The following is a 23,996-nucleotide window of genomic DNA, read 5'->3' as shown; positions in this document are numbered from 1 at the left end:
ATAGCTCAGCGTGTTAATGCGGGTGACGGAGAATTGACGGCACTCTCGCGTCCCGGCGTCTTGACCGGGGTCGGTGCAGTTTGTGTGCCAGCACGCTTCAACGCAGCATCCGGTTGCGCATGGGCGGTTCCAGTGCCGGTCAGGCTGCGGCGTACATCGAGGTTTCGCGACACCACCAGCACGACGCGACGGTTCTTCGCGCGGCCTTCAGCGGTGGCGTTGTTGGCCACCGGCTGGAACTCACCGTAACCCACTGATGCCAGGCGACCAGGGTTGACACCCTGCATTGCCAGCATGCGCACGATGCTCGCCGAGCGCGCCGAGGACAGCTCCCAGTTGGTCGGGTACTGCGCGGTGCGGATCGGTTGATCGTCGGTGAAACCTTCGACATGGATCGGGTTATCGAACGGTTTCAGAATCGCTGCAACCTTGTCGATGATGTTGAAGGCGATGTCACTCGGCATGGCGTCGCCGCTGCCGAACAACAGGCTGGAGTTGAGCTCGATCTCGACCCACAACTCGTTGCCGCGCACGGTCATCTGATTGGAGCTGATCAAATCGCCGAACGCGGCGCTGATGTCATCGGCGATGCTTTTCAGCGGATCGCTGGCACCGGCAATACCGGCGTCAACCTGCTCAGCGTCCTTGACCAGCGGCTTGGCCGGGGTCACGGTCTTCGGTCGTTCATCGCCAATCGGGATCGGTTTGAGCGAGCGGTCGGAGTCGGTGAAGACGCCGATCAGCGCTTCGGAAATGACTTTGTACTTGCCTTCGTTGATCGACGAAATCGAGTACATGACCACGAAGAACGCGAACAGCAGCGTGATGAAGTCAGCGTAGGAAACCAGCCAGCGTTCGTGGTTTACATGCTCTTCCTGGTGGCGACGACGTGCCATGAGGTTATTCCCTTAATCCATGAAGCCTTGCAGCTTCAACTCAATGGAGCGAGGGTTTTCACCTTCGGCGATCGACAAGATCCCTTCCAGCAACATTTCGCGATAACGCGACTGCCGCAACGCGATTGACTTCAGCTTGGCCGCCACTGGCAGCAACACCAGGTTGGCACTGGCCACGCCGTAAATGGTCGCGACGAAGGCCACGGCAATGCCGCTGCCCAATTGCGTCGGATCGGCGAGGTTGCCCATCACGTGGATCAGGCCCATCACCGCACCGATGATGCCGATGGTTGGCGCGTAGCCGCCCATGCTTTCAAAGACTTTCGCCGCTTCGATGTCGCGGGCTTCCTGGGTGTAGAAGTCCACTTCGAGGATGCTGCGGATCGCTTCCGGCTCGGCGCCATCGACCAGCAGTTGCAGGCCTTTGCGCGAGTAGTTGTCAGGTTCGGCATCGGCCACGCCTTCCAGGCCCAGCAGGCCTTCCTTGCGCGCGGTGAGGCTCCAGTTGACGACGCGATCGATACCACCGGCCAGATCGACCCGTGGTGGAAACAGGATCCACGCCAGAATCTGCATGGCGCGTTTGAACGCGCTCATCGGCGATTGCAGCAGTGCGGCACCGATGGTGCCGCCCAGTACGATCAATGCCGCCGGGCCGTTGGCCAGCGCACCGAGGTGACCACCTTCAAGGTAGTTACCACCGATGATGGCGACGAACGCCATGATGATCCCGATAAGGCTTAAAACATCCATCAGAGACACGCCTCGACAATGTGCTTGCCGATGTCGTCGAGGCTGTACACCGCGTCGGCGAGGTCGGCTTTAACGATGGCCATCGGCATGCCGTAGATCACGCAGCTTGCCTCATCCTGTGCCCACACCGCGCTGCCGCCCTGCTTGAGCAGACGCGCGCCTTCACGGCCGTCGGCGCCCATGCCGGTCAACACCACCGCCAGAACTTTGTCACCGTAGGATTTCGCCGCCGAACCAAAGGTGATGTCCACACACGGCTTGTAGTTCAGACGCTCGTCGCCCGGGAGGATTTTCACCGCGCCACGGCCGTCGATCATCATTTGCTTGCCACCCGGAGCGAGCAACGCCAGGCCCGGACGCAGGATGTCGCCATCCTCGGCTTCCTTGACGCTGATACGGCAGAGCTTGTCGAGACGTTCGGCGAAGGCCTTGGTGAACGCTGCCGGCATGTGCTGGATCAGCACGATCGGCGCCGGGAAATTCGCCGGCAACTGAGTCAGCACGCGTTGCAGCGCAACCGGGCCGCCAGTCGAGGTCCCGATGGCAACCAGTTTGTAGGCTTTGCGTTTCGGCGCTGGCGACGAGGCGCTGGCGGCTGGAGCGCGAGTCGGCGCTGGAGCTGGAGCCGGACGCGTTGGTGCACTGGTGCTGTGGCTGCTGAAGCTCGATGCTGCCGGAGCAGGCGTCGGCGCTGGTGCAGCAACCGGCGCAGGCGCGCTGTAGGCACTGAAACGACGATTACTGCGCGAGATGCTATGCACCTTCTCGCACAGCAGTTGCTTGACCTTCTCCGGATTGCGGGAGATGTCTTCGAAATTCTTCGGCAGGAAATCCACCGCGCCGGCGTCCAGCGCATCCAGGGTGACCCGGGCGCCTTCGTGCGTCAGCGAGGAGAACATCAACACCGGGGTCGGGCAGCGCTGCATGATGTGCCGCACCGCCGTGATGCCGTCCATCATCGGCATCTCGTAGTCCATGGTGATCACGTCCGGCTTGAGCGCCAGCGCCTGATCAATCGCCTCTTTACCGTTGGTTGCAGTGCCGACCACCTGAATGCTCGGATCCGCAGAAAGAATTTCCGAGACGCGGCGGCGGAAAAAACCCGAATCGTCCACCACCAGGACTTTGACTGCCATAAACACTCCATTAGGTGCAGCGGGACGTTGTCGCCCCGCCGCCCCGGATTCAAATACGCCGTGCGGCGTAACGCTTGAGCATGCTTGGAACATCGAGAATCAGCGCGATGCGGCCGTCACCGGTGATGGTGGCGCCGGACATGCCCGGAGTGCCCTGCAGCATTTTGCCCAATGGCTTGATGACCACTTCTTCCTGACCGACCAGTTGATCGACGACGAAGCCGATCCGCTGAGTGCCCACCGAAAGGATCACCACGTGGCCTTCACGCTGCTCTTCGTGAGCGGCAGAGCTGACCAGCCAGCGCTTGAGGTAGAACAACGGCAGCGCCTTGTCCCGCACGATCACCACTTCCTGACCGTCGACGACGTTGGTGGTCGACAGGTCGAGGTGGAAGATTTCGTTGACGTTGACCAGCGGGAACGCAAACGCCTGATTGCCGAGCATGACCATCAGGGTTGGCATGATCGCGAGGGTCAGCGGTACCTTGATGACGATCTTCGAGCCCTGGCCCTTGGTCGAGTAAATGTTGATCGAACCGTTGAGCTGGGAAATCTTGGTCTTCACCACGTCCATGCCGACACCGCGGCCGGACACGTCGGAGATCTCGGTCTTGGTCGAGAAACCCGGGGCGAAGATCAGGTTGTAGCACTCGGTATCGCTCAGGCGATCGGCTGCGTCCTTGTCCATCACGCCGCGCTTTACCGCGATGGCGCGCAGGACGTTCGGGTCCATGCCTTTGCCGTCATCGGAAATCGACAACAGGATGTGGTCGCCTTCCTGCTCGGCGGCCAGAACAACACGACCGCCACGGGCCTTGCCCGATGCCTCGCGCTCTTCCGGCGACTCGATGCCGTGGTCGACCGCGTTGCGCACCAAGTGGACCAGCGGGTCGGCCAGGGCCTCGACAAGGTTTTTGTCGAGGTCGGTTTCTTCGCCCACCAGTTCCAGGTTGATCTCTTTCTTGAGCTGACGCGCGAGGTCGCGAACCAGACGCGGGAAGCGCCCGAAGACCTTCTTGATCGGCTGCATCCGCGTCTTCATCACCGCGGTCTGCAAGTCAGCCGTGACCACGTCGAGGTTCGACACGGCCTTGGACATGGCTTCGTCGCCGCTGTTGAGGCCCAGGCGCACCAGACGGTTACGCACCAGCACCAACTCGCCGACCATGTTCATGATTTCGTCGAGACGCGCGGTGTCAACCCGCACGGTGGTCTCGGCTTCGCTAGCCGGTTTTTCCGGTGGCGGTGTCGCCGGCGCACGGGCCGGAGCCGGTGCAGCAGCGGCAGCCGGTTTTGGCGCTTCGGCTTTTGGCTCAGGCTTGGCGGCAGGCTTCGGCGCTGCAGCAGCGGCCGGTGCCTTGGCGGCAGGTGTGGCGACGGTCGAAGCACTGCCAGCAGCGGCGGTGCCGACTTCGGAGAACTTGCCTTTGCCATGCAATTCGTCGAGCAGCGATTCGAACTCGTGATCGCTGATCAGATCGCTGCCAGCCGCGGCGGCCACGGGAGCAGCCGGCGCCGGTGCCGAGGCAATCGCCGACTCCAGCGCATCCACGGCAAAGTTGCCCTTGCCATGCAACTGATCAAGCAGGGCTTCGAATTCGTCGTCGGTGATGTCAGAGCTATCACCCTTGGCCGGTGCCGCTGGGGCCGCCGCCGCTGGCGCAACCGCGTCCACCGCGAACTGGCCCTTGCCGTGCAGTTGATCGAGCAACGACTCGAACTCGGCATCGGTGATTTCATCGCTCGCGGCTTCAGCGGCCGTTTGCGCAGGTGCAACAGCGGCCGGGGCTTCGGCTTCAGCCTTGACGGCGTTCAGCGAGTCCAGCAGTTGTTCAAATTCGTTATCGGTGATGTCGCCCGACGCGTCGCCTTCGACGACCAGTTCTTCGATCATCTCGGCTACCGGCGATGCCGGGGCGGCATCCGCCGATTGCGGTTCGGCCAGACGCGCCAGGGCGGCCAGCAGTTCCGGGGTGGCAGCGGTGATCGGTGCACGCTCACGGACTTCGCTGAACATGCTGTTCACCGCGTCCAGTGCTTCGAGGACAACGTCCATCAGTTCTGCATCAACGCGACGCTCACCCTTGCGCAGGATGTCGAACACGTTTTCGGCGATGTGACAGCACTCCACCAGCTCGTTGAGCTGAAGGAAGCCGGCGCCCCCTTTTACAGTGTGGAAACCGCGAAAAATTGCGTTGAGCAGATCTGCGTCATCCGGGCGGCTTTCCAGCTCGACCAGTTGTTCGGACAGTTGCTCAAGAATCTCGCCGGCCTCAACCAGGAAATCCTGAAGGATCTCTTCATCGGCGCCGAAGCTCATTAATGGGGTGCTCCTACAGGTCTAAAAACCCAAAAAACCTAAAATTCCACAACTCTAGAATCCGAGGCTGGATAACAAATCGTCCACATCGTCCTGACCGGACACAACGTCTTCTCGTTTATCGGCATGAATCTGCGGACCTTCACCCTGCGAGAGATGTTTTTGTGGATCTTTTTCTGCAAGCATCGCGGCGCGGTCATGTTCGATGCCCGCAAAGCGGTCGACCTGACTGGCCATGAGGACGAGTTTGAGCAAATTGCTTTCGACTTCGGTGACCAGTTGGGTCACACGCTTGATCACCTGACCGGTCAGGTCCTGGTAATCCTGGGCCAGCAGGATGTCGTTGAGATTGCTCGACACCGCACGGTTGTCCGTGCTGCTGCGTAACAGAAAACCGTCGACCCGGCGCGCCAGCTCGCGGAACTCTTCAGCCCCGACCTCGCGACGCATGAAGCGCCCCCAATCGGCGCTCAAGGTCTGCGCTTCATCAGCCAGACTGTTGACCACCGGCGTGGCGCTTTCCACCAGATCCATGGTGCGGTTGGCCGCGGCTTCTGTCAGCTTGACCACATAGCCCAGGCGTTCGGTGGCGTCGGTGATTTGCGACACTTCCTCGGCCTGCGGCATGTTCGGATCGATCTGGAAGTTGACGATCGCACTGTGCAGTTCACGTGTGAGCTTGCCGACTTCCTGGTACAGGCCACGGTCACGGGTCTGATTGAGCTCATGGATCAGTTGCACAGCGTCGCCGAACCTGCCTTTTTCAAGGCTTTCGACCAGTTCGACCGCGTGTTTTTTCAGGGTCGACTCGAAATCGCCCTGTGAAGATTCGTTATGCTCCATAGCTCCCCCGCGCGTTCATCAGCCGATGCGTTCGAAAATCTTCTCGATTTTGTCTTTCAACGCCTGAGCCGTGAAAGGTTTGACTACGTAGCCGTTTACACCGGCCTGAGCGGCTTCAATGATCTGCTCGCGCTTGGCTTCTGCAGTCACCATCAGCACTGGCAGGTGCTTGAGTTTTTCATCGGCACGCACGTGGCGCAGCAGGTCGATACCGGTCATGCCCGGCATGTTCCAGTCCGTTACCAGAAAGTCGATGCTTCCGCTGTTGAGCACTGGAATGGCAGTCACGCCATCGTCAGCCTCGACGGTGTTGGTGAACCCAAGATCACGCAGCAGGTTCTTGATGATCCGCCGCATCGTTGAGAAGTCATCAACGATGAGGATTTTCATGTCTTTGTTCAATTCGACCTCCAAGCAGTCTTAAACGCGCCCAGCACCTGGACGCGCCACTTCAATCAATCGGCGCAGCACTCGAAGACTGTCTGGAGCACAACAGAGCAAGACCGGTGCCGTTCATCACCGCACCAGCCTCGTTCGCAGTGTCCCCACACTGCCTTCAGCGCGCTCGCCACTCCCCCAAACGCCCCCGCAAACGGGCCGCGCACTGGCTGTGTAACTGGCTGACCCGCGATTCACTGACGCCAAGGACTTCACCGATCTCCTTGAGGTTCAGCTCTTCGTCGTAGTACAGCGCCAACACCAGTCGCTCACGCTCCGGCAAATTGGCAATCGCGTCCGCCAACGCTGCCTGGAAACGTTCATCTTCCAGATCGCGTGACGGCTCCATATGAGCACTCGCGCCATCCTCGTGCAGCCCTTCGTGTTCGCCGTCCTGCAACAGGTCGTCGAAACTGAACAGGCGACTGCCCAAGGTGTCATTCAAAATCCCGTAGTAATCGTCGAGACTCAATTGGAGTTCGGCCGCAACCTCGTGATCTTTAGCATCACGGCCGGTTTTAGCTTCAATTGAGCGAATCGCGTCGCTGACCATACGGGTATTGCGGTGAACCGAGCGTGGCGCCCAGTCCCCTTTGCGCACTTCGTCGAGCATCGCGCCGCGGATTCGTATGCCCGCGTACGTTTCGAAACTGGCGCCTTTGCTGGCGTCGTATTTGGTCGAGACTTCAAGCAGGCCGATCATCCCGGCCTGGATCAGGTCTTCGACCTGCACACTCGCCGGCAAGCGCGCCAGCAAGTGGTAGGCAATGCGTTTGACCAGTGGCGCGTAACGCTCGATCAACTCGTACTGCGCGTCACGTGCCGACTTCTTGTAGTAGTTCATACCGCTTGCGGTCATAGCACGGGCCCTGCCGTTTGCTGCACGAGGCGCTCGACGAAAAACTCAAGGTGGCCACGCGGGTTGGCGGGCAGCGGCCAGGTGTCGACCTTCTGCGCGATCGCCTTGAACGCCAGCGCGCACTTGGAACGCGGAAAGGCTTCGTACACCGCGCGCTGCTTCTGCACCGCTTTACGCACGCTTTCGTCGTAAGGCACGGCGCCGACGTATTGTAGGGCCACGTCAAGGAAGCGATCCGTGACCTTGGTCAACTTGGCGAACAGGTTGCGCCCTTCCTGCGGGCTCTGCGCCATGTTGGCGAGGACGCGGAAGCGGTTCATGCCGTAATCGCGGTTGAGCAGTTTGATCAGCGCGTAGGCGTCAGTGATCGAGGTCGGCTCATCGCAGACCACCAGCAACACTTCTTGCGCGGCGCGAACAAAACTGACTACTGAGTCACCAATACCCGCAGCGGTGTCGATCACCAGTACATCGAGATTGTCACCGATGTCGCTGAACGCCTGAATCAGGCCGGCATGTTGCGCCGGGCTCAGGTGCACCATGCTCTGGGTGCCGGACGCCGCCGGCACGATGCGAATGCCACCAGGGCCTTGCAACAGCACGTCGCGCAGCTCGCACCGGCCTTCGATGACGTCGGCCAGCGTGCGTTTAGGAGTCAGCCCCAACAATACGTCAACGTTCGCCAGACCCAGGTCGGCGTCCAGCAGCATGACCCGACGGCCAAGCTCTGCCAGCGCCAGCGACAAGTTCACTGACACGTTAGTCTTGCCGACGCCACCTTTGCCGCCGGTCACCGCGATCACCTGTACGGGATGCATGCTGCCCATGTTATTTCTTTACCTTGTCTTGCATAGACGGAGGCCACATTACTGGCTGCGCGTTCACAACCGGAACAATGCATGGCAGACCATCGATGTAGGTACAAAAACTGTTCATGAATACCTCAGCCTACCTGCTTGGTCGGGCTGTGATAGATATCAGCGAACATGTCAGCCATGGCTTCTTCGCTGGGTTCTTCCTGCATTTGCACGCTGACGGCGCGGCTGACCAGTTGATGACGGCGCGGCAGATGCAAATCATCCGGAATCCGTGGGCCATCGGTCAGGTACGCGACCGGCAATTCATGACTGATCGCCAGGCTCAACACTTCGCCAAGGCTGGCCGTTTCATCCAGTTTAGTCAGGATGCAGCCGGCAAGCCCGCAACGCTTGTAACTGTGATAAGCGGCGGTTAGAACCTGTTTCTGGCTGGTGGTTGCCAAGACCAGATAATTTTTTGAACGAATGCCACGCCCGGCCAGACTTTCCAGCTGCATGCGCAGGGCCGGATCGCTGGCTTGCAGGCCGGCAGTATCGATCAATACCACGCGTTTGCGCAGCAGTGGATCCAGCGCTTGCACCAGCGATTGGCCCGGATCGACGTGGGTCACTGGCACATTGAGAATGCGGCCCAGCGTCTTCAGTTGTTCCTGAGCGCCGATACGGAAACTGTCCATGCTCACCAGCGCGACATTCTGCGCGCCGTATTTGAGCACATAACGCGCGGCAAGCTTGGCGAGTGTAGTGGTCTTGCCCATGCCGGCAGGGCCGACCATGGCAATCACACCGCCCTCTTCCAGCGGCTCGACTTCCGGTACGGCAATCATCCGTGCCAGGTGCGCGAGCAACATGCGCCAGGCCTGACGCGGTTCTTCGATATCGGTGATCATCGCCAGCAGATCGCGCGACAACGGGCCGGACAGGCCGATACGTTGCAGACGGCGATACAGGTTGGCTTGCGCCGGACGGCTGCCTTGCAGCTGATTCCAGGCCAGGGTGCCGAGCTGAACTTCCATCAGCTCGCGCAGGCTGTTCAATTCAAAGCGCATCGAATCCAGTGCACGCGGATCGACACCGCCGGAGGACTGTGCAGGTGCCGGGGCCGGACGCGCCGGAGCGGCGTAAGTCGGCTCGCTCAGCGGTTCAGCGGCGGTCAGCGGCAGGCCGGCCGTCAACGGCAACCCGGCAAAGATCTGGCGATTGCTGTTGCCGTCGGCTTCGCCACGCAGGCTCAACTCGGCCTGGGCGGTGACGATGCGCGACTGGGTCTTGCGCAGCTCGTCTTCGAGTTCCATGTTCGGAACCCGTGGCGCCAGCGCCGACAATTTGTAATCCAGTGCCGCCGTCAACTCGACACCGCCGGCAATGCGGCGGTTGCCAATGATGGCGGCATCAGCGCCCAGCTCATCACGAACCAGCTTCATGGCCTGACGCATATCGGCGGCAAAGAAACGCTTAACTTGCATAAACCACTACCTCAGCCGTTGGGCCCTACTGTCGCAACGATGGTCACTTGCTTGTTGTCCGGTATTTCCTGGTAGGCCAGCACATGCAATCCAGGGACTGCGAGGCGGCCAAAGCGCGAGAGCATCGCGCGGATCGGGCCGGCTACCAAGAGGATCACCGGCTGACCTTGCATTTCCTGACGCTGCGCCGCTTCGATGAGCGAACGCTGCAGCTTCTCGGCCATGCTTGGCTCCAGCAGAACACCCTCTTCCGAGCCTTGTCCTGCCTTCTGCAGACTATTGAGCAATATTTGTTCCAACCTTGGTTCCAAGGTGATCACAGGCAGCTCCGACTCAGTGCCTACAATGCTTTGGACGATGGCGCGAGATACGCCGACCCGCACAGCAGCCACCAGCGCGGCGGTATCTTGACTCTTCGCGGCGTTGTTGGCGATGGCTTCGGCAATGCTGCGGATATCGCGCACCGGCACATGTTCGGCGAGCAGCGCTTGCAACACTTTGAGCAACTGCGACAACGTGACCACACCCGGCACCAGCTCTTCTGCCAGTTTCGGCGAGCTTTTGGCCAGCAATTGCATAAGTTGCTGCACTTCTTCGTGGCCGATCAGCTCACTGGAGTGCTTGTACAGAATCTGGTTCAAGTGGGTCGCGACCACGGTGCTGGCGTCGACCACGGTGTAACCGAGCGATTGTGCCTGGGCGCGCTGGCTGATTTCGATCCATACCGCCTCGAGGCCGAAAGCCGGATCTTTGGCGTTGATACCGTTGAGCGTGCCGTAGACCTGGCCCGGGTTGATCGCCAGTTCGCGATCCGGATAGATCTCGGCTTCGGCGAGGATCACGCCCATCAGGGTCAGGCGATAGGCGCTTGGCGCCAGATCGAGGTTGTCGCGGATGTGCACGGTAGGCATCAGGAAGCCCAGATCCTGCGAGAGCTTCTTGCGCACGCCCTTGATCCGCGCCAGCAATTGCCCGCCCTGGTTGCGATCCACCAGCGGAATCAGGCGATAACCGACTTCCAGACCGATCATGTCGATCGGCGTCACGTCGTCCCAGCCAAGCTCCTTGGTTTCCATGGCGCGGGCCGGCGACGGCAGCAAATCCTGCTGGCGCTTGACCTCTTCCAACGCCACGACTTTAGCGACGTTCTGCTTTTTCCAGAACAGGTACGCGCCACCAGCGGCCAGCGCAGCCATGCTCAGGAACGAGAAGTGCGGCATGCCCGGCACCAGGCCCATGACCGCCATCAGACCGGCGGCCACCGCCAGCGCTTTGGGCGAGGCGAACATCTGGCGATTGATCTGTTTGCCCATGTCTTCCGAACCGGAAGCACGGGTCACCATGATCGCCGCCGCTGTTGATAACAACAGTGATGGCAATTGCGCCACCAAACCGTCACCGATGGTCAACAAGGCGTAAACCTTGCCGGCATCGCCGAAGCTCATGTTGTGCTGGAAGATACCGACGGCCATACCGCCGATGAGGTTGATGAACAGAATCAGCAGGCCGGCAATGGCGTCACCACGGACGAATTTGCTGGCACCGTCCATCGAACCGTAGAACTCGGCCTCTTGGGCGACTTCCTGACGGCGCATCTTGGCCTGGTTCTGGTCGATCAGACCGGCGTTGAGGTCAGCGTCGATCGCCATTTGTTTGCCGGGCATCGCATCGAGAGTAAAGCGCGCGCTCACCTCGGAAATCCGTCCGGCACCCTTGGTCACCACGACGAAGTTGATGATCATCAAGATCGCGAAGACCACGATACCGACCACGTAGTTACCGCCGATCACCACCTCACCGAAGGCCTGAATCACCTTACCGGCAGCGGCGTGGCCGTCCTGACCGTGGAGCATCACCACCCGCGTCGAGGCCACGTTCAACGCCAGCCGCAACAGCGTCGCGACCAGCAGAATCGTCGGGAACACGGCGAAATCCAGCGGTCGCAGCGCATACACGCAGACCAGCAGGACGACGATCGACAGGGCAATGTTGAAGGTGAAGAACACGTCGAGCAGGAACGGCGGCACCGGCAACATCATCATCGCCAGCATGACCAGCAACAACAACGGCACGCCCAGATTGCCTCGACTGAGGTCGGCAACGTTTGTGCGAGCAGTGTTGAATAACTGAGAGCGATCCACCGGTTTTCCCCGTTCCTTTAAAGCAAACTTTTGACGCCCAGAGCGGGCTCACGGCGGGTACTGCAAGAAGCTTTCCAACTTTTGCCGGGGAATGAAATAGAGGGGTTTGATCAAGGAATTTTTGCTGATTGGGCCGGCCCTTTCGCGAGCAGGCTCGCTCCCACAGGGAACCGCATTCCAAATGTCAGATTGAAATGCAATCCAAATGTGGGAGCGAGCCTGCTCGCGAAGGGGCCCTCATGTTCGGCGCAAATTTCTTCATTTAAACGAAGCTGTTTAAAAGACACCTCCAGACACGGTCTCAAGGCTACAAATCCTTGCGCCATTGCCTACAGCCAAGCCAGAATCCGCCGGCTTGTGCGCCTTGGGGGCGGGTTCTATTGTGGATCGGTCGCTGACGAATCAGTGATCGGGTCTCGCAGCCCGTCGATCTCTGGACGCACAACACCCGCTTTTTTATGGCGGCTGTACGTGGGAGACCTTCGGGTCTGCCGGTTCTAGAGTCCCGGTCTGCGACCCGCGTATAGCGGCCACCCTCATTCGTCTCGCAGCGAACGCTGGCAGCTCCAATGACTCTAGGAGCTTCACCATGACCAAACCAACACCCAACCCACCCGAAACCGACCCCACTTCCCCCTACGAATCCCTCGATTCAAAAAAGCTTAACGACGCCGCCGAACGCGCGCTCGATCACTACCTCTGCCCACCCGGCTCCACCCCGCCGCCCCGTAAAACCCGCCGGATGTACGCCGTCACCGCAGACTTCAAAAACGAGGAACTGCTCGCCGATGCCAGCGAAACCCTCGCCTCCGCCAGAACCATCGCCCATGACTTCGCCCACCTGATACCCGCGTCGCAGCGCAGGACGCTGTTGGGGATCGCGCAACTGATCATGCTCGGCGAGTTGGCGGTCAATCGGGCGCTGGATAATCTGGAGTTGCCGCAGTAGCGACACGCGATGATCGTTCCCACGCTCCTGCGTGGGAATGCCTCAACGGACGCTCCGCGTTCGGCTCTGGAAGGGACGCGGAGCGTCCCGGGCTGCATTCCCACGCAGAGCGTGGGAACGATCATAAAAAACCGCCGCCCCGTTCAGCGGCTTTGCGATCAATTGCTCAATACCAAGTAATTTGGGGACGGATTTATTTAACCAGTGAGCGGGGTTTGATCGAGATTTTTCTGCTGACCGGGATGGCCCTTTCGCGAGCAAGCTCGCTCCCACAGGGAAACGCATTCCAAATGTGGGAGCGAGCTTGCTCGCGAAGGGGCCAGTGAAGTCAGCGCAATGCGCTTCTTAAACTCTGGTGTTTAAAAGACACTTCAGGACACGCCTTCCAGGCTACAAATTCTTGCGCCATTGCCTACAGCTACGCCAGAATCCGCCGGCTTGTGCGCTTTGGGGTCGAGTTCTATTGTGGGTCGGTCGCTGACGAATCAGCGATCGGGTTTAGCGACCCGGACCATCTCAGTGCATCAGCGTTCGTGGCTTCGTTGTGGGACTCTTCGCCCGCAATTACGTTATGGCGGCTGTATGCGGGAGACCTTTGGGTCTACCGGGGTGCCTGTGACCGGTTCGCTAACCTGCGTACAGCTGCCACCTTCACTTGTTTAGCGACAGGGAAAGAGTGGTTCCATAACCTCAGGAGCTTCACCATGATCAAACCAACACCCGACCCACCCGAAACCGATCCCGCCTCCCCCTACGAATCCCTCGATTCAAAAAAACTCAACGACGCCGCTGAACGCGCGCTCGATCACTACCTCTGCCCACCCGGCTCCACGCCACCACCGCGTAAAACCCGCCGGATGTACGCCGTTACCGCCGACTTCAAAAACGAGGAACTGCTGGCCGATGCCAGCGAAACACTCGCCTCAGCCAGAACCATCGCCCATGACTTCGCCCACCTCATACCCGCGTCGCAGCGCAGGACGCTGCTGGGGATCGCGCAACTGATCATGCTCGGCGAGCTGGCGGTGAATCGGGTGATGGATAATCTGGAGTTGCCGCAGTAGCGACACGCGATGATCGTTCCCACGCTCCTGCGTGGGAATGCCTCAACGGACGCTCCGCGTTCGGCTTTGGAAGGGACGCGGAGCGTCCCGGGCTGCATTCCCACGCAGAGCGTGGGAACGATCAATGAGACGTTGTGATTGCTCGCGAAGGCGACCTTACAACCAACGCATGTTCAGCCATAAAAAACGCCGCACCGCGCAATCGGGACGGCGTTTTTTAATGCCGGTTACTGCGCAGTCAGTATCTGCTTGGGCGCAATATTGCCGAAGCTCAGTTGCTTGCCGTTGACGTAGCGCGTACCCCGCAAAATCTGCTCACCTTCGACCTCAACGAAGTCCTCATCCATGTACATCAGCACGACCTTGGTCACTGGCGCAATGACTCCAGGGATCATCAGATCGGTTTGCAGCAGATTGAGCGCCCAATGAAACTGGATGGCCGGCAAATCTCCGATTTCGATCTGACCCGTGTCATCCAGCGATCTGAAGTCTCTGCGTGCAGTCACGCGGAATTTTCGCCCGACCTGCACAAACTCCGGTTTGCCATAACGCACCTGCCGATGAGGGCCGGTCGCCCATTGATCGTTGTAATAACTAGGCGAGGTGAAGAGTTCGAACAGCGCCTGATTATCGCGGATGTTTCCCGCTGCACTGAACAGGTAGTTGTAGGAATAATGGTTAGCCAGGCCGTCCAGTTCAGGCCTGATCGCGTTGATCGGGTTGTCGAGATAATCCGGGATATAAGCATTGGCCATCTGTTTGAAATGGGTGAAATCCAGATCCATGTCGAAAGTGACGGTGTAGCAGATGGCCCGCTCTTTCGGGTTCTGTTCCAGTCGCCCTGACACATATTCCAGGCCCATGCCCTCGAGTTTTCGGTAAATGCGCTCTGCCATGATCGTACTCTCCTGATTAAGTAAACTTGCGCCCCTATATCGATGTCATGGACAGCCGTCCGTCTACTGTAAGAGTTGACAGGTGGATGGCACTTCCAGACCAACGGTCTCTCAACGACGGAGCCAACCAAAAGAGGACATCTGCAAAGCCACCGCTCATCGGAAATACTCGATCACCTGTCAGATCTGACAGTGGCGAGAATTCTTACTTCCTGCATCAAATGGAGCCTTTCCAGGCAATCACTCGAACGCAGGAGACACCCCATGAACTCAATTTCAGCAGTCACCGATCCAGTGGCGCCAAAAGTACTTGAGGCACACGGCTCCGCAGGGGATCAACTTGACTTCGATCATGTCTATTTCGCCCAACACGTCACGGCTCAAGTTCCGCACTACACCGGCATGGCCCACGGCCATACGGTCCGCATCACTTGGGAAAACCCTCGGCACACCTACCACTCGGAGGTGATCACCGTGGGAACCCCTCGCACCATCGACATCCGCATTCCGCGCCTGGAGGTGATCGATAGCATTGGCCATACGGTGAAGGTCTTTTACACGGTACGTACGGCCCCGGGCACGACCTTGATTCCTTCGCGCTATTTGCTGCTGCACATTCTCCCTCAGTCATTCGATCTCCTGGCACCGACCCTGTCGAGTGATCAGGAAACTGTTAGCGTCAACTACGCAGGCATGACGACTGGCTATACGGTACGTTTGCGCGCTACCGCCAACACGCTATGGGAAAGTGATACGCGACCCGTTCAGGCAGGTGTCACGCCAGTCTTTACACTTCCTTCTGACTGGCGAACAAACAATCGCGGCGCCGATGCCCTGATCAATTACACCGTGTACAAATCGGGAAGTGGTGAGCGGTTGATGTTTTCGAAGGTGTTGAGGGTGCGGGTAGGCGAGGCGGTTCCTGAGCCGATACTCTTTGAGAATTTTGATGGCCAACCCCACAGCAGCATTACCGTTGGCCAGAGCATCAGTATCCCGAGCATGACCATCACACTCACTTCCGGAGCGGGTACAACCGGCATTCAAACTTACGGTGGTCCCATAGCAGGGATGCTCACCGGCCCAGCTATCGTGACAAACGCCGGCAATGAGCTTCCGACAGGGCAACAACTGATCACGCTTAGTCTCAAATCAGCCTACTCTCGAGTCAGATTCGCATACACCTATCAACTCAGAGCTGCGGAAATCAGCTTTTCCGACAACTCTGGAAATGTGGGATCGAGAAACCTTCCTGCAGACGCTTCCAACGGCCATAAGTGGGTTGATTTTCCTGCACCCTCCGGCAGGAAAATCACTTCAATTCAAATCGTCTCAAGGGACTGGTCTTACCTGGACCACTTTCAATTCTGGGTTTGAATACTGCCGGAGGCCTGATCCTGACACTGGGCAGTCAAGAATCGCGGCGAAGATCCGGCGGAATCGGCAGGTCGTCCTTGAGCGGATCCGGACGCTTGCCCTTGCTGGCGCAGAACTGGCAAGTAAGAAAAGAGGACGGTTTTATCTAACCAGTGATTTAAACAGCGGGGCTTGATCGAGGCTTTTTCTGCTGAGCCGGATGGCCTTTTCGCGAGCAAGCTCGCTCCCACAGGGAAATGCATTCCAAATGTGGGAGCGAGCTTGCTCGCGAAGGGGCCAGTGAAGTCAGCGCAAATCGCCTTTTAAACTCAGGCGTTTAAAAGACACCTCCAGACACGCCTTCCAGGCTACAAATTCTTGCGCCATTGCCTACAGCTACGCCAGAATCCGCCGGCTTGTGCGCTTTGGGGGCGGGTTCTATTGTGGGTCGGTCGCTGACGAATCAGCGATCGGGTTTAGCGACTCGAACTCAAGTCAAAGGTGCATCAGCGTTCCAGGCTTCGTTGCGGATCTGTATTTTCGCGATTTCGTCATGGTGGCTGTATGCGGGAGACCCTCGGGTCTGCCGGGTGCCTTTGACCGGTTCGCTAACCTGCGTACAGCCGCCACCTCTCCTGTTTAGCGACAGGTTGTCGCGGCTCCACCTCAAAGGAGCTTCACCATGATTAAACCAACACCCAACCCACCCGAAACCGACCCCACCTCCCCCTACGAATCCCTCGATTCAAAAAAACTCCACGAAGCCGCCGACCGCGCCCTCGATCACTACCTCTGCCCACCCGGCTCCACGCCACCACCGCGTAAGACCCGCCGGATGTACGCCGTCACCGCAGACTTCAAAAACGAGGAACTACTGGCCGATGCCAGCGAAACCCTCGCCTCAGCCAGAACCATCGCCCATGACTTCGCCCACCTCATCCCCGCGTCGCAACGCAGGACGCTGCTGGGGATCGCGCAACTGATCATGCTCGGCGAGCTGGCGGTGAATCGGGTGATGGATAATCTGGAATTGCCGAATTAACGCCTGACGCCGTGCAGAAAATCAGTCCCACGCGAAGCGTGGGAATGATGAAAAAAACTTCCGACTTTTGCCGAGAGATGAAACAGAGGGTTAACCGAGGTTTTCTGTTGGCCGGGGCCACCTTTTGCAGATCAGGCGGAATCGGCAATACCTCGTTGAGAGGTTGCAGATTCCCCCTGCTGTTGCCACTTCTTTCAAGAACATCATGCTGTTTGATAATCCATGCTTTTCACTTGCTTTGACCCTTCCTTCACGAGATCAAAGTCGACCGCCATGCCCGGTTTGATGTTGATCTGGCGTCAATGCTCTTCAGGAACGATGAAGTAGTAATTTTCATCTTCAACTCCAGATCCTTGGATTTCCCAGGGAAGGATGTTGTCCGTGCCTAAGTCAGCCCATGCCGACGGCAATGTACTCAGCTGATCCCCGAAGAAACTATCTTCAGGTTCAGCGTCAGCCTTGATGAAGACCGTACCTGTGCTTTCGTCATACCTTACGACTGTACCTTTCATTTTCTTTCTCCCTTTCGTTGCAGAAGTGCGCACACGAGAACGTGCGGCATCACCCAACAATCAAATCGCAGAGGCTCCTTTTCCACACCTGTAAAACCTGACAGGTGCGACGTGTTTTCAGACGAAAGGTAAATCTGGAAATCACGCCGTAAATCGGGCGGGATCGTCCAATTGCCCTAAGGGGGACGGATTTATTTAACCAGTGATTTAAACAGAGGAGCTTGATCGAGATTTTTCTGCTGACCCGGATGGCCCCTTCGCGAGCAAGCTCGCTCCCACAGGGAAACGCATTCCAAATGTGGGAGCGAGCCTGCTCGCGAAGGGGCCGTCATGTTCGGCGCAAATTTCTTCATTTAAACGAAGCTGTTTAAAAGACACCTTCAGACACGCCTTTGAGGCTACAAGTCCTTGCGCCATTACCTACAGCCAAGCCAGAATCCGCCGGCTTGTGCGCCTTGGGGTCGGGTTCTATTGTGGTGCGGTCGCTGACGAATCAGTGATCGGGTTTAGCGATCCGATACCCTACAGACGCTCAATCCCCAGTCTCAATTGCAGCTTTGTCTATCTGCACTTGGCGTCATGGTGGCTGTGCGTGGGAGACCTTCGGGTCTACCCGGGGTTTCTGTGACCCGGATCGCTAACCTGCGTACAGCCGCCACCTTTACTTGTTTAGCGATGAGCCGTGGCGGCCAAATCAACCACGGAGTATCACCATGATTAAACCAACACCCAACCCACCCGAAACCGACCCCACCTCCCCCTACGAATCCCTCGATTCAAAAAAGCTCAACGACGCCGCCGAACGCGCCCTCGATCACTACCTCTGCCCACCCGGCTCCACGCCACCACCGCGTAAGACCCGCCGGATGTACGCCGTCACCGCAGACTTCAAAAACGAGGAACTGCTGGCCGACGCCAGCGAAACACTCGCCTCAGCCAGAACCATCGCCCATGACTTTGCCCACCTCATACCGGCATCGCAGCGCAGGACGTTGTTGGGGATTGCGCAGTTGATCATGCTCGGCGAGCTGGCGGTGAATCGGGTGATGGATAATCTGGAGGTGCCGCAGTAGCGACACGCGATGATCGTTCCCACGCTCCTGCGTGGGAATGCCTCAACGGACGCTCCGCGTTCGGCTTTGGCAGGAACGCGGAGCGTCCCGGGCTGCATTCCTTTGCTGCGCGTGGGAACGATCATAAAAAACCACCGCCCCGCTTTCAGCGGCTTTGCGAACAGTGGTCAATACCGGAGGATTTTTACTTTTCCATTCTTGCTCTTGGGCAATTCGAACTCGACCTCGCCGCCCACTTTGACGCTCGCCCGCAGGGCATCGGGCAATGGAATGCTGAATCGGTATTCTTTGGCCGTCAGAAAAAACCCCGTGGCTTCGGCAAAGGAAATACATCGTCCCGAGGGCTTCGGCGTGATGGTGCCCCTTCCGGTTTTTTCGTCATAACTGCTGAAAATACCTTTCATTGTCGTGCTCCCTTGCACTCGCCCGCATGACCGCGCCAGGTTCACGGCGCCACCTTGCATCAAACTGCAAAATCACGACGAGCGCACCTGTCAGAGTTGACAGTAAAGGGAGATCTCAGACCAATGGCTGCACAACGACGTCAGGAGTCGCGACGCAGATCCGGCGGAATCGGCAAGTCGTCCTTGAGCGGATCCGGGCGTTTGCCCTTGCCCGCACGGTACTGGCGGATCTGGTAGACGTAGGCCAGGACCTGCGCGACCGCGAGATACAGACCACCAGGAATTTCCTGCTCGAGTTCGGTGGAGTAGTAGATCGAACGCGCCAGCCCCGGCGATTCGAGGAGCATGACGTTGTTGGCTACGGCGATTTCGCGGATTTTCAGGGCGAGGAAGTCGCTGCCCTTGGCCAGCAGCACGGGTGCGCCGCCCTTCTCCGAGTCGTACTTGAGCGCGACGGCGTAGTGGGTCGGGTTGGTGATGACCACGTCGGCGTCGGGAATCGCCGCCATCATGCGCCGTTGAGACATTTCGCGCTGGGTCTGGCGGATGCGCTGTTTGACCTCCGGGCGACCCTCCTGATCCTTGTGCTCGTCGCGCACTTCCTGCTTGGTCATCAGCAGTTTCTTGTGGGCTTCCCAGAGCTGCACCGGCACATCGACAGCCGCGATGATGATCAGGCCGCAGGCCAGCCACAATGTGCTCCAGCCGACCAGCGTCACGCTGTGGATGATCGCCATTTCAAGTGGCTCGTGGGCGATCCGCAAAAAGTCATCGACGTCCGCCGACAACACTGCCAATGCCACGCCCAAAGTGATGAGGAACTTGGCCAGCGCCTTGAGCAATTCGACCACAGCCTTGAACGAGAACATCCGCTTCAGGCCTGCCGCCGGGTTCATCCGGCTGAACTTGGGCGCCATGGAGCCCGCTGCGAACAGCCAGCCACCGAGGGAAATCGGCCCGATCAACGCGGCGAGCAACAGAGTGATCATGATCGGCTGGATCGCCAGCAGCGCCATCTGGCCCGACTGCAACAGAAACGCGCCCATGGAACCCTGATCCATGATCACTTCGCGCGACAGCGTGAAGTTCAGGCGCATCAGTTCCATCAGGTCTTCGGCCAGCATGCCGCCAAACACCAGCAGCGCACCGGCACCGGCCATGGTCACGGCCAGGGTGTTGAGTTCTTTGGAACGGGCAATTTCACCCTTTTCACGAGAGTCCTTTTTACGTTTCTCCGTGGGGTCTTCTGTTTTGTCCTGACCGCTTTCGCTCTCTGCCATGACTCAGCGCGCCCGTGCCAGTTCGCGTAACAACTGCAAGGCCTCGGTGGCCAGCGGCTGGTACTGATTGAGAATGTCCGCCAGACCGACCCAGACGATAAACAGACCGAGCACCAGGGTCAGCGGAAAACCGATGGAGAAAATGTTCAGTTGTGGCGCCGCGCGGGTCATCACGCCAAACGCGATGTTGACCACCAGCAACGCCGTCACCGCCGGCAACACCAGCAACAATGCGGCGCCCAGCACCCAGCCGAGTTTGCCGGCCAGTTCCCAGTAATGCGCGGTCATCAGACCGCTGCCGACCGGTAGCGTGGTGAAGCTTTCAGTGAGGACTTCGAAGACCACCAGATGGCCGTTCATCGACAGGAACAGCAAAGTCACCAGCATGGTGAAGAACTGCCCGATCACCGCCACCGAGACACCGTTGGCCGGGTCGACCATCGAGGCGAAGCCCATGCCCATCTGGATCGCGACAATCTGCCCCGCGACGGCAAAGGCCTGGAAAAACAACTGCAGGGAAAAGCCGAGCACCGCACCGACCAGAATCTGCTCGGCTATCAGTAGCAAGCCACTGAGATCCAGCGGGCTGACCGCCGGCATCGGCGGCAGGCTCGGCGCAATACACACGGTGATGGCCACGGCGAAATACAGGCGCACCCGGCGCGACACCAACGTCGTGCCGAACACCGGCATGACCATCAGCATCGAGGCGACGCGAAACAGCGGCAACATGAACGACGCCACCCAGGTACTGATCTGGGTGTCGGTCAGCTGAAGCAGCGATTGCATGGCTTAGCCGATGACCATCGGGATGTTTTTGTACAACTGGATGATGTATTCCATGAACGTCTGCACGATCCACGGACCACCGATGATCAACGTCACCAGCATCACCAGCAGACGCGGGAGGAAGCTCAGGGTCTGTTCGTTGATCTGCGTAGCGGCCTGGAACATCGCCACCAGCAAGCCGACCAACAGGCTCGGCACTACCAGAATCGCGACCATCAGGGTGGTCAGCCACAACGCTTCACGAAAGATATCGACCGCAACTTCCGGCGTCATGGCGAGACACCTCCGAAACTGCTGGCCAGGGTGCCGATGATCAGCGCCCAGCCATCGACCAGCACGAACAGCATGATTTTGAACGGCAGCGAGATGATCAGCGGCGAGAGCATCATCATACCCATCGCCATCAGCACACTGGCCACGACCAGGTCGATGATCAGGAACGGAATGAAGATCATGAAGCCGATCTGGAACGCGGTTTTAAGCTCGGACGTGACGAATGCCGGCACCAGAATGGTCAGCGGCGCCTGATCCGGCGTGGCGATGTCGGTACGTTTGGACAAGCGCATGAACAGCTCGAGATCGCTGGTGCGGGTCTGCGCGAGCATGAAGTCCTTGATCGGCACCTGGGCCTTTTCGACCGCTTGCTGGGCGGTAAGGGTTTCCGCCAGATACGGTTGCAGCGCATCCTTGTTCACCCGGTCGAACACCGGGGCCATGATGAACATGGTGAGGAACAGCGCCATGCCTGTGAGGATTTGGTTCGACGGCGTCTGTTGCAGACCGAGGGCCTGACGCAGGATCGAGAAGACAATGATGATCCGGGTGAAACTGGTCATCAGAATCACGGCCGCCGGAATGAAGCTCAGGGCAGTCATGATCAGCAGGATCTGCAGACTGACCGAATACTCCTGCGCGCCATCGGCGTTGGTGCCCAGCGTGATCGCCGGGATCGACAACGGATCGGCGGCGAATGCCAGCGGCGCGGCCAGCAACAGGGCCAGCGTCAAGACGATGCGTAACGCACCCATTACTTCTTATCCTTCTGATCCTTGCCGAGAATCTTCAGCAGATGCTGGGCAAATTCCGGGGTCGCTTTCTCGCTGGTATTCGGCACCTCGACCGGCTCTTTGAGCACATGCAGCGCGGTGATGGTGCCGGGGCTGAGGCCGAGCAGAATCTGCTCGTTGCCGACCTGCACCAGCAGCAAACGGTCACGCGGGCCGAGCGCGCGCGAACCGATCAGCTCGATCACCTGGCCCTTGCCTGCCGGACCGGCCTGCTGCACCCGGCGCAACAGCCAGGCGAGGAAGAAGATCAACCCCAGCACCAGCAACAGGCCGAATACCAGTTGCGTCAGTTGCCCGGCCACGCCGCTGTTGACCATCGGCGCGGTGGCGGCTGGCACTGTGGTCGCCGTTGAAGGCTCGGCGGCCAGCACGCTCAATGGCAATGCCAGCAAAGCCCAGAGAAACCGTTTCACTCAGCGCAGCTTCTTGATGCGTTCGCTTGGGCTGATCACGTCAGTCAGGCGGATGCCGAACTTCTCGTTGACCACCACCACTTCACCGTGCGCAATCAGCGTGCCGTTAACCAGCACGTCGAGCGGCTCACCGGCCAGACGATCAAGCTCGATTACCGAACCCTGGTTGAGTTGCAGCAGGTTGCGGATGTTGATGTCGGTGCTGCCGACTTCCATCGAGATCGATACCGGGATGTCGAGGATCACGTCCAGGTTCGGGCCATCGAGGGTCACCGGATCGTTGTTCTTCGGCACGCTGCCGAACTCTTCCATTGGCAGACGCGAGCCGCTGGATGCGTCGGCGGCCAGCAGGGCGTCGATGTCAGCTTGACCGTCACCGGTTTCTTCCAGGGCCGCAGCCCATTCGTCAGCCAGTGCCTGGTCGTCCTGGGCGTTCATATCGTCGTTCATCATTTGTCCTCGGCGGGCAAAAATTCAGTTAAATGCTTGGGGTAGGAGCGCCGTTTCAGCGACGCTCGATCGGCTCGATCACTTGCAACGCGAGGTTGCCTTTGTGCGAGCCCATCTTGACCTTGAAGGCCGGCACGCCGTTGGCGCGCATGATCATGTCTTCCGGCATTTCGACCGGGATCACGTCACCCGGCTGCATGTGCAGGATGTCGCGCAGTTTCAACTGGCGGCGCGCCACGGTGGCGCCGATGGGTACGTCGACATCGAGGACGTCCTGACGCAGCGCGTTGACCCAGCGCTCGTCCTGATCGTCGAGGTCGGACTGGAAACCGGCGTCGAGCATTTCGCGCACCGGCTCGATCATCGAGTACGGCATGGTCACGTGCAGGTCGCCGCCACCGCCATCGAGTTCGATGTGGAACGTGGAGACCACGATCGCTTCGCTTGGGCCGACGATGTTGGCCATAGCCGGGTTCACTTCCGAGTTGATGTACTCGAAATTGACTTCCATGATCGCCTGCCAGGCTTCTTTCAAATCGACGAAAGCCTGTTCCAGCACCATGCGCACCACACGCAGTTCGGTCGGGGTGAATTCACGCCCTTCGATCTTGGCGTGACGGCCGTCGCCGCCGAAGAAGTTGTCCACCAGTTTGAACACCAGTTTGGCGTCAAGGATGAACAGCGCGGTGCCGCGTAACGGTTTGATCTTGACCAGGTTGAGGCTGGTCGGTACGTACAACGAATGCACGTATTCGCCGAACTTCATCACCTGCACGCCACCGACGGCAACGTCCGCCGAGCGGCGCAGCATGTTGAACATGCTGATGCGGGTATAGCGGGCAAAACGCTCGTTGATCATTTCCAGAGTCGGCATGCGTCCACGGACGATGCGGTCCTGACTGGTCAGGTCGTAGCTTTTGACACTGCCGGGTTCGGCAGCGTTATCGGTCTGTACCAGACCATCGTCGACGCCGTGCAAAAGCGCGTCGATTTCATCCTGGGACAGCAGATCCTGCACGGCCATGTCGTGT

The 23,996-nt window shown here is 59.0% G+C and carries 25 protein-coding genes and 1 pseudogene; 5 read left to right on the top strand and 21 right to left on the bottom strand.

Annotated features, from left to right (window positions below; all coding sequences use genetic code 11):
* Positions 1 to 5: 5 nt before the first annotated feature.
* From motD to flhA, 10 genes are all read right to left on the bottom strand, one after another.
* Positions 6 to 896 carry a flagellar motor protein MotD gene (motD, locus tag CLU80_RS21825; RefSeq protein ID WP_093439795.1) on the bottom strand — a complete coding sequence of 297 codons (891 nt, stop codon included), beginning with the start codon at positions 894 to 896 and terminating at the stop codon, positions 6 to 8.
* 12 nt (positions 897 to 908) lie between these two features.
* A complete protein-coding gene (locus tag CLU80_RS21820; RefSeq protein ID WP_003222929.1) occupies positions 909 to 1,649 on the bottom strand; it encodes a flagellar motor protein in 741 nt (246 codons plus the stop codon).
* Entirely contained in the window at positions 1,649 to 2,785 is a 1,137-nt protein-coding gene (locus CLU80_RS21815) for a protein-glutamate methylesterase/protein-glutamine glutaminase (RefSeq protein WP_095050191.1), read from the bottom strand. Before CLU80_RS21815 ends, CLU80_RS21820 begins: the two co-directional genes overlap by 1 nt.
* 49 nt (positions 2,786 to 2,834) lie before the next feature.
* Positions 2,835 to 5,105 carry a chemotaxis protein CheA gene (locus tag CLU80_RS21810; protein WP_099758368.1) on the bottom strand — a complete coding sequence of 757 codons (2,271 nt, stop codon included), beginning with the start codon at positions 5,103 to 5,105 and terminating at the stop codon, positions 2,835 to 2,837.
* Positions 5,106 to 5,159: 54 nt separating this feature from the next.
* A complete protein-coding gene (locus CLU80_RS21805) occupies positions 5,160 to 5,948 on the bottom strand; it encodes a protein phosphatase CheZ (RefSeq protein WP_099758367.1) in 789 nt (262 codons plus the stop codon).
* A gap of 18 nt (positions 5,949 to 5,966) precedes the next feature.
* Positions 5,967 to 6,338, bottom strand: coding sequence for a chemotaxis response regulator CheY (locus CLU80_RS21800; RefSeq protein ID WP_161986607.1), 372 nt, complete (start codon positions 6,336 to 6,338; stop codon positions 5,967 to 5,969).
* Between the two features lie 166 nt (positions 6,339 to 6,504).
* A complete protein-coding gene (gene fliA / locus CLU80_RS21795; RefSeq protein ID WP_093439777.1) occupies positions 6,505 to 7,245 on the bottom strand; it encodes an RNA polymerase sigma factor FliA in 741 nt (246 codons plus the stop codon).
* Entirely contained in the window at positions 7,242 to 8,072 is an 831-nt protein-coding gene (gene fleN / locus CLU80_RS21790; protein ID WP_003222917.1) for a flagellar synthesis regulator FleN, read from the bottom strand. Before fleN ends, fliA begins: the two co-directional genes overlap by 4 nt.
* Positions 8,073 to 8,188: 116 nt before the next feature.
* Positions 8,189 to 9,529: a flagellar biosynthesis GTPase FlhF gene (gene flhF / locus CLU80_RS21785; RefSeq protein WP_008077677.1), complete on the bottom strand. Its 1,341-nt coding sequence runs from the start codon at positions 9,527 to 9,529 to the stop codon at positions 8,189 to 8,191.
* An 11-nt stretch (positions 9,530 to 9,540) separates the two neighbouring features.
* The gene (gene flhA, locus CLU80_RS21780; protein WP_093439768.1) at positions 9,541 to 11,670 is read right to left on the bottom strand and encodes a flagellar biosynthesis protein FlhA; all 2,130 of its coding nucleotides are present in this window, start codon (positions 11,668 to 11,670) and stop codon (positions 9,541 to 9,543) included.
* Between the two features lie 589 nt (positions 11,671 to 12,259).
* On the opposite strand from flhA, the gene CLU80_RS21775 reads away from it, so the two are divergent.
* Both CLU80_RS21775 and CLU80_RS21770 read left to right on the top strand, forming a co-directional pair.
* Positions 12,260 to 12,619, top strand: a complete 360-nt coding sequence (locus CLU80_RS21775; RefSeq protein WP_099758366.1) for a DUF6124 family protein — start codon at positions 12,260 to 12,262, stop codon at positions 12,617 to 12,619.
* Positions 12,620 to 13,323: 704 nt separating this feature from the next.
* Positions 13,324 to 13,683, top strand: a complete 360-nt coding sequence (locus CLU80_RS21770) for a DUF6124 family protein (protein ID WP_099758365.1) — start codon at positions 13,324 to 13,326, stop codon at positions 13,681 to 13,683.
* 227 nt (positions 13,684 to 13,910) lie between these two features.
* On the opposite strand, the gene CLU80_RS21765 is transcribed toward CLU80_RS21770, so the two are convergent.
* Positions 13,911 to 14,579: a hypothetical protein gene (locus CLU80_RS21765; RefSeq protein ID WP_099758363.1), complete on the bottom strand. Its 669-nt coding sequence runs from the start codon at positions 14,577 to 14,579 to the stop codon at positions 13,911 to 13,913.
* A 264-nt stretch (positions 14,580 to 14,843) separates the two neighbouring features.
* Here CLU80_RS21765 and CLU80_RS30320 point away from each other — a divergent pair, with 264 nt between their 5' ends.
* Positions 14,844 to 15,956, top strand: a complete 1,113-nt coding sequence (locus CLU80_RS30320; protein ID WP_286079756.1) for a hypothetical protein — start codon at positions 14,844 to 14,846, stop codon at positions 15,954 to 15,956.
* 34 nt (positions 15,957 to 15,990) lie between these two features.
* On the opposite strand, the pseudogene CLU80_RS30725 reads toward CLU80_RS30320, so the two are convergent.
* A pseudogene (locus CLU80_RS30725) lies at positions 15,991 to 16,074 on the bottom strand (hypothetical protein); the annotation flags it as partial.
* Between the two features lie 543 nt (positions 16,075 to 16,617).
* Here CLU80_RS30725 and CLU80_RS21755 point away from each other — a divergent pair.
* The gene (locus CLU80_RS21755; protein ID WP_099758361.1) at positions 16,618 to 16,977 is read left to right on the top strand and encodes a DUF6124 family protein; all 360 of its coding nucleotides are present in this window, start codon (positions 16,618 to 16,620) and stop codon (positions 16,975 to 16,977) included.
* A 299-nt stretch (positions 16,978 to 17,276) separates the two neighbouring features.
* Here CLU80_RS21755 and CLU80_RS21750 read toward each other — a convergent pair whose 3' ends face one another.
* Positions 17,277 to 17,489, bottom strand: coding sequence for a hypothetical protein (locus tag CLU80_RS21750; RefSeq protein WP_099758360.1), 213 nt, complete (start codon positions 17,487 to 17,489; stop codon positions 17,277 to 17,279).
* Between the two features lie 713 nt (positions 17,490 to 18,202).
* Between CLU80_RS21750 and CLU80_RS21735 the strand changes: the two genes are divergently transcribed.
* Positions 18,203 to 18,562 carry a DUF6124 family protein gene (locus CLU80_RS21735; protein WP_099758357.1) on the top strand — a complete coding sequence of 120 codons (360 nt, stop codon included), beginning with the start codon at positions 18,203 to 18,205 and terminating at the stop codon, positions 18,560 to 18,562.
* Positions 18,563 to 18,729: 167 nt separating this feature from the next.
* On the opposite strand, the gene CLU80_RS21730 is transcribed toward CLU80_RS21735, so the two are convergent.
* The 8 genes from CLU80_RS21730 to fliM all read right to left on the bottom strand — a co-directional run bounded on the left by CLU80_RS21730 (position 18,730) and on the right by fliM (position 23,989).
* Entirely contained in the window at positions 18,730 to 18,966 is a 237-nt protein-coding gene (locus tag CLU80_RS21730) for a hypothetical protein (RefSeq protein WP_095050185.1), read from the bottom strand.
* A gap of 140 nt (positions 18,967 to 19,106) precedes the next feature.
* Positions 19,107 to 20,246 carry a flagellar biosynthesis protein FlhB gene (flhB, locus tag CLU80_RS21725; RefSeq protein WP_093439755.1) on the bottom strand — a complete coding sequence of 380 codons (1,140 nt, stop codon included), beginning with the start codon at positions 20,244 to 20,246 and terminating at the stop codon, positions 19,107 to 19,109.
* 3 nt (positions 20,247 to 20,249) lie between these two features.
* Complete coding sequence (gene fliR / locus CLU80_RS21720; RefSeq protein WP_093439752.1) at positions 20,250 to 21,035, bottom strand: flagellar biosynthetic protein FliR; 786 nt, start codon at positions 21,033 to 21,035, stop codon at positions 20,250 to 20,252.
* Between the two features lie 3 nt (positions 21,036 to 21,038).
* Complete coding sequence (gene fliQ, locus CLU80_RS21715) at positions 21,039 to 21,308, bottom strand: flagellar biosynthesis protein FliQ (protein WP_038363854.1); 270 nt, start codon at positions 21,306 to 21,308, stop codon at positions 21,039 to 21,041.
* A complete protein-coding gene (gene fliP / locus CLU80_RS21710) occupies positions 21,305 to 22,063 on the bottom strand; it encodes a flagellar type III secretion system pore protein FliP (RefSeq protein ID WP_095050183.1) in 759 nt (252 codons plus the stop codon). The genes fliQ and fliP overlap by 4 nt, the downstream gene beginning before the upstream one ends.
* On the bottom strand, positions 22,063 to 22,515 hold the full coding sequence (fliO, locus tag CLU80_RS21705) for a flagellar biosynthetic protein FliO (RefSeq protein ID WP_093439747.1): 453 nt from the start codon (positions 22,513 to 22,515) through the stop codon (positions 22,063 to 22,065). The genes fliP and fliO overlap by 1 nt, the downstream gene beginning before the upstream one ends.
* Positions 22,516 to 22,965, bottom strand: a complete 450-nt coding sequence (gene fliN, locus CLU80_RS21700; protein WP_008077656.1) for a flagellar motor switch protein FliN — start codon at positions 22,963 to 22,965, stop codon at positions 22,516 to 22,518.
* Positions 22,966 to 23,020: 55 nt separating this feature from the next.
* A complete protein-coding gene (gene fliM, locus CLU80_RS21695; RefSeq protein WP_003222890.1) occupies positions 23,021 to 23,989 on the bottom strand; it encodes a flagellar motor switch protein FliM in 969 nt (322 codons plus the stop codon).
* Between the last annotated feature and the right edge of the window lie 7 nt (positions 23,990 to 23,996).

Source organism: Pseudomonas sp. 29 (assembly GCF_002754355.1).
Lineage (GTDB): Bacteria > Pseudomonadota > Gammaproteobacteria > Pseudomonadales > Pseudomonadaceae > Aquipseudomonas > Aquipseudomonas neuropathica.
The sequence above is the reverse complement of the archived record's forward strand: the minus strand, read 5'-3'. Positions and strand labels throughout refer to the sequence as shown.

What these genes read in the sequence shown, in the direction of transcription:
- motD (WP_093439795.1), bottom strand. Translation starts at nt 896, where the DNA reads ATGGCACGTCGTCGCCACCAGGAAGAGCATGTAAACCACGAACGCTGG.
- CLU80_RS21820 (WP_003222929.1), bottom strand. Translation starts at nt 1,649, where the DNA reads ATGGATGTTTTAAGCCTTATCGGGATCATCATGGCGTTCGTCGCCATC.
- CLU80_RS21815 (WP_095050191.1), bottom strand. Translation starts at nt 2,785, where the DNA reads ATGGCAGTCAAAGTCCTGGTGGTGGACGATTCGGGTTTTTTCCGCCGC.
- CLU80_RS21810 (WP_099758368.1), bottom strand. Translation starts at nt 5,105, where the DNA reads ATGAGCTTCGGCGCCGATGAAGAGATCCTTCAGGATTTCCTGGTTGAG.
- CLU80_RS21805 (WP_099758367.1), bottom strand. Translation starts at nt 5,948, where the DNA reads ATGGAGCATAACGAATCTTCACAGGGCGATTTCGAGTCGACCCTGAAA.
- CLU80_RS21800 (WP_161986607.1), bottom strand. Translation starts at nt 6,338, where the DNA reads ATGAAAATCCTCATCGTTGATGACTTCTCAACGATGCGGCGGATCATC.
- fliA (WP_093439777.1), bottom strand. Translation starts at nt 7,245, where the DNA reads ATGACCGCAAGCGGTATGAACTACTACAAGAAGTCGGCACGTGACGCG.
- fleN (WP_003222917.1), bottom strand. Translation starts at nt 8,072, where the DNA reads ATGGGCAGCATGCATCCCGTACAGGTGATCGCGGTGACCGGCGGCAAA.
- flhF (WP_008077677.1), bottom strand. Translation starts at nt 9,529, where the DNA reads ATGCAAGTTAAGCGTTTCTTTGCCGCCGATATGCGTCAGGCCATGAAG.
- CLU80_RS21775 (WP_099758366.1), top strand. Translation starts at nt 12,260, where the DNA reads ATGACCAAACCAACACCCAACCCACCCGAAACCGACCCCACTTCCCCC.
- CLU80_RS21770 (WP_099758365.1), top strand. Translation starts at nt 13,324, where the DNA reads ATGATCAAACCAACACCCGACCCACCCGAAACCGATCCCGCCTCCCCC.
- CLU80_RS21765 (WP_099758363.1), bottom strand. Translation starts at nt 14,579, where the DNA reads ATGGCAGAGCGCATTTACCGAAAACTCGAGGGCATGGGCCTGGAATAT.
- CLU80_RS30320 (WP_286079756.1), top strand. Translation starts at nt 14,844, where the DNA reads ATGAACTCAATTTCAGCAGTCACCGATCCAGTGGCGCCAAAAGTACTT.
- CLU80_RS21755 (WP_099758361.1), top strand. Translation starts at nt 16,618, where the DNA reads ATGATTAAACCAACACCCAACCCACCCGAAACCGACCCCACCTCCCCC.
- CLU80_RS21750 (WP_099758360.1), bottom strand. Translation starts at nt 17,489, where the DNA reads ATGAAAGGTACAGTCGTAAGGTATGACGAAAGCACAGGTACGGTCTTC.
- CLU80_RS21735 (WP_099758357.1), top strand. Translation starts at nt 18,203, where the DNA reads ATGATTAAACCAACACCCAACCCACCCGAAACCGACCCCACCTCCCCC.
- CLU80_RS21730 (WP_095050185.1), bottom strand. Translation starts at nt 18,966, where the DNA reads ATGAAAGGTATTTTCAGCAGTTATGACGAAAAAACCGGAAGGGGCACC.
- flhB (WP_093439755.1), bottom strand. Translation starts at nt 20,246, where the DNA reads ATGGCAGAGAGCGAAAGCGGTCAGGACAAAACAGAAGACCCCACGGAG.
- fliR (WP_093439752.1), bottom strand. Translation starts at nt 21,035, where the DNA reads ATGCAATCGCTGCTTCAGCTGACCGACACCCAGATCAGTACCTGGGTG.
- fliQ (WP_038363854.1), bottom strand. Translation starts at nt 21,308, where the DNA reads ATGACGCCGGAAGTTGCGGTCGATATCTTTCGTGAAGCGTTGTGGCTG.
- fliP (WP_095050183.1), bottom strand. Translation starts at nt 22,063, where the DNA reads ATGGGTGCGTTACGCATCGTCTTGACGCTGGCCCTGTTGCTGGCCGCG.
- fliN (WP_008077656.1), bottom strand. Translation starts at nt 22,965, where the DNA reads ATGAACGACGATATGAACGCCCAGGACGACCAGGCACTGGCTGACGAA.
- fliM (WP_003222890.1), bottom strand. Translation starts at nt 23,989, where the DNA reads ATGGCCGTGCAGGATCTGCTGTCCCAGGATGAAATCGACGCGCTTTTG.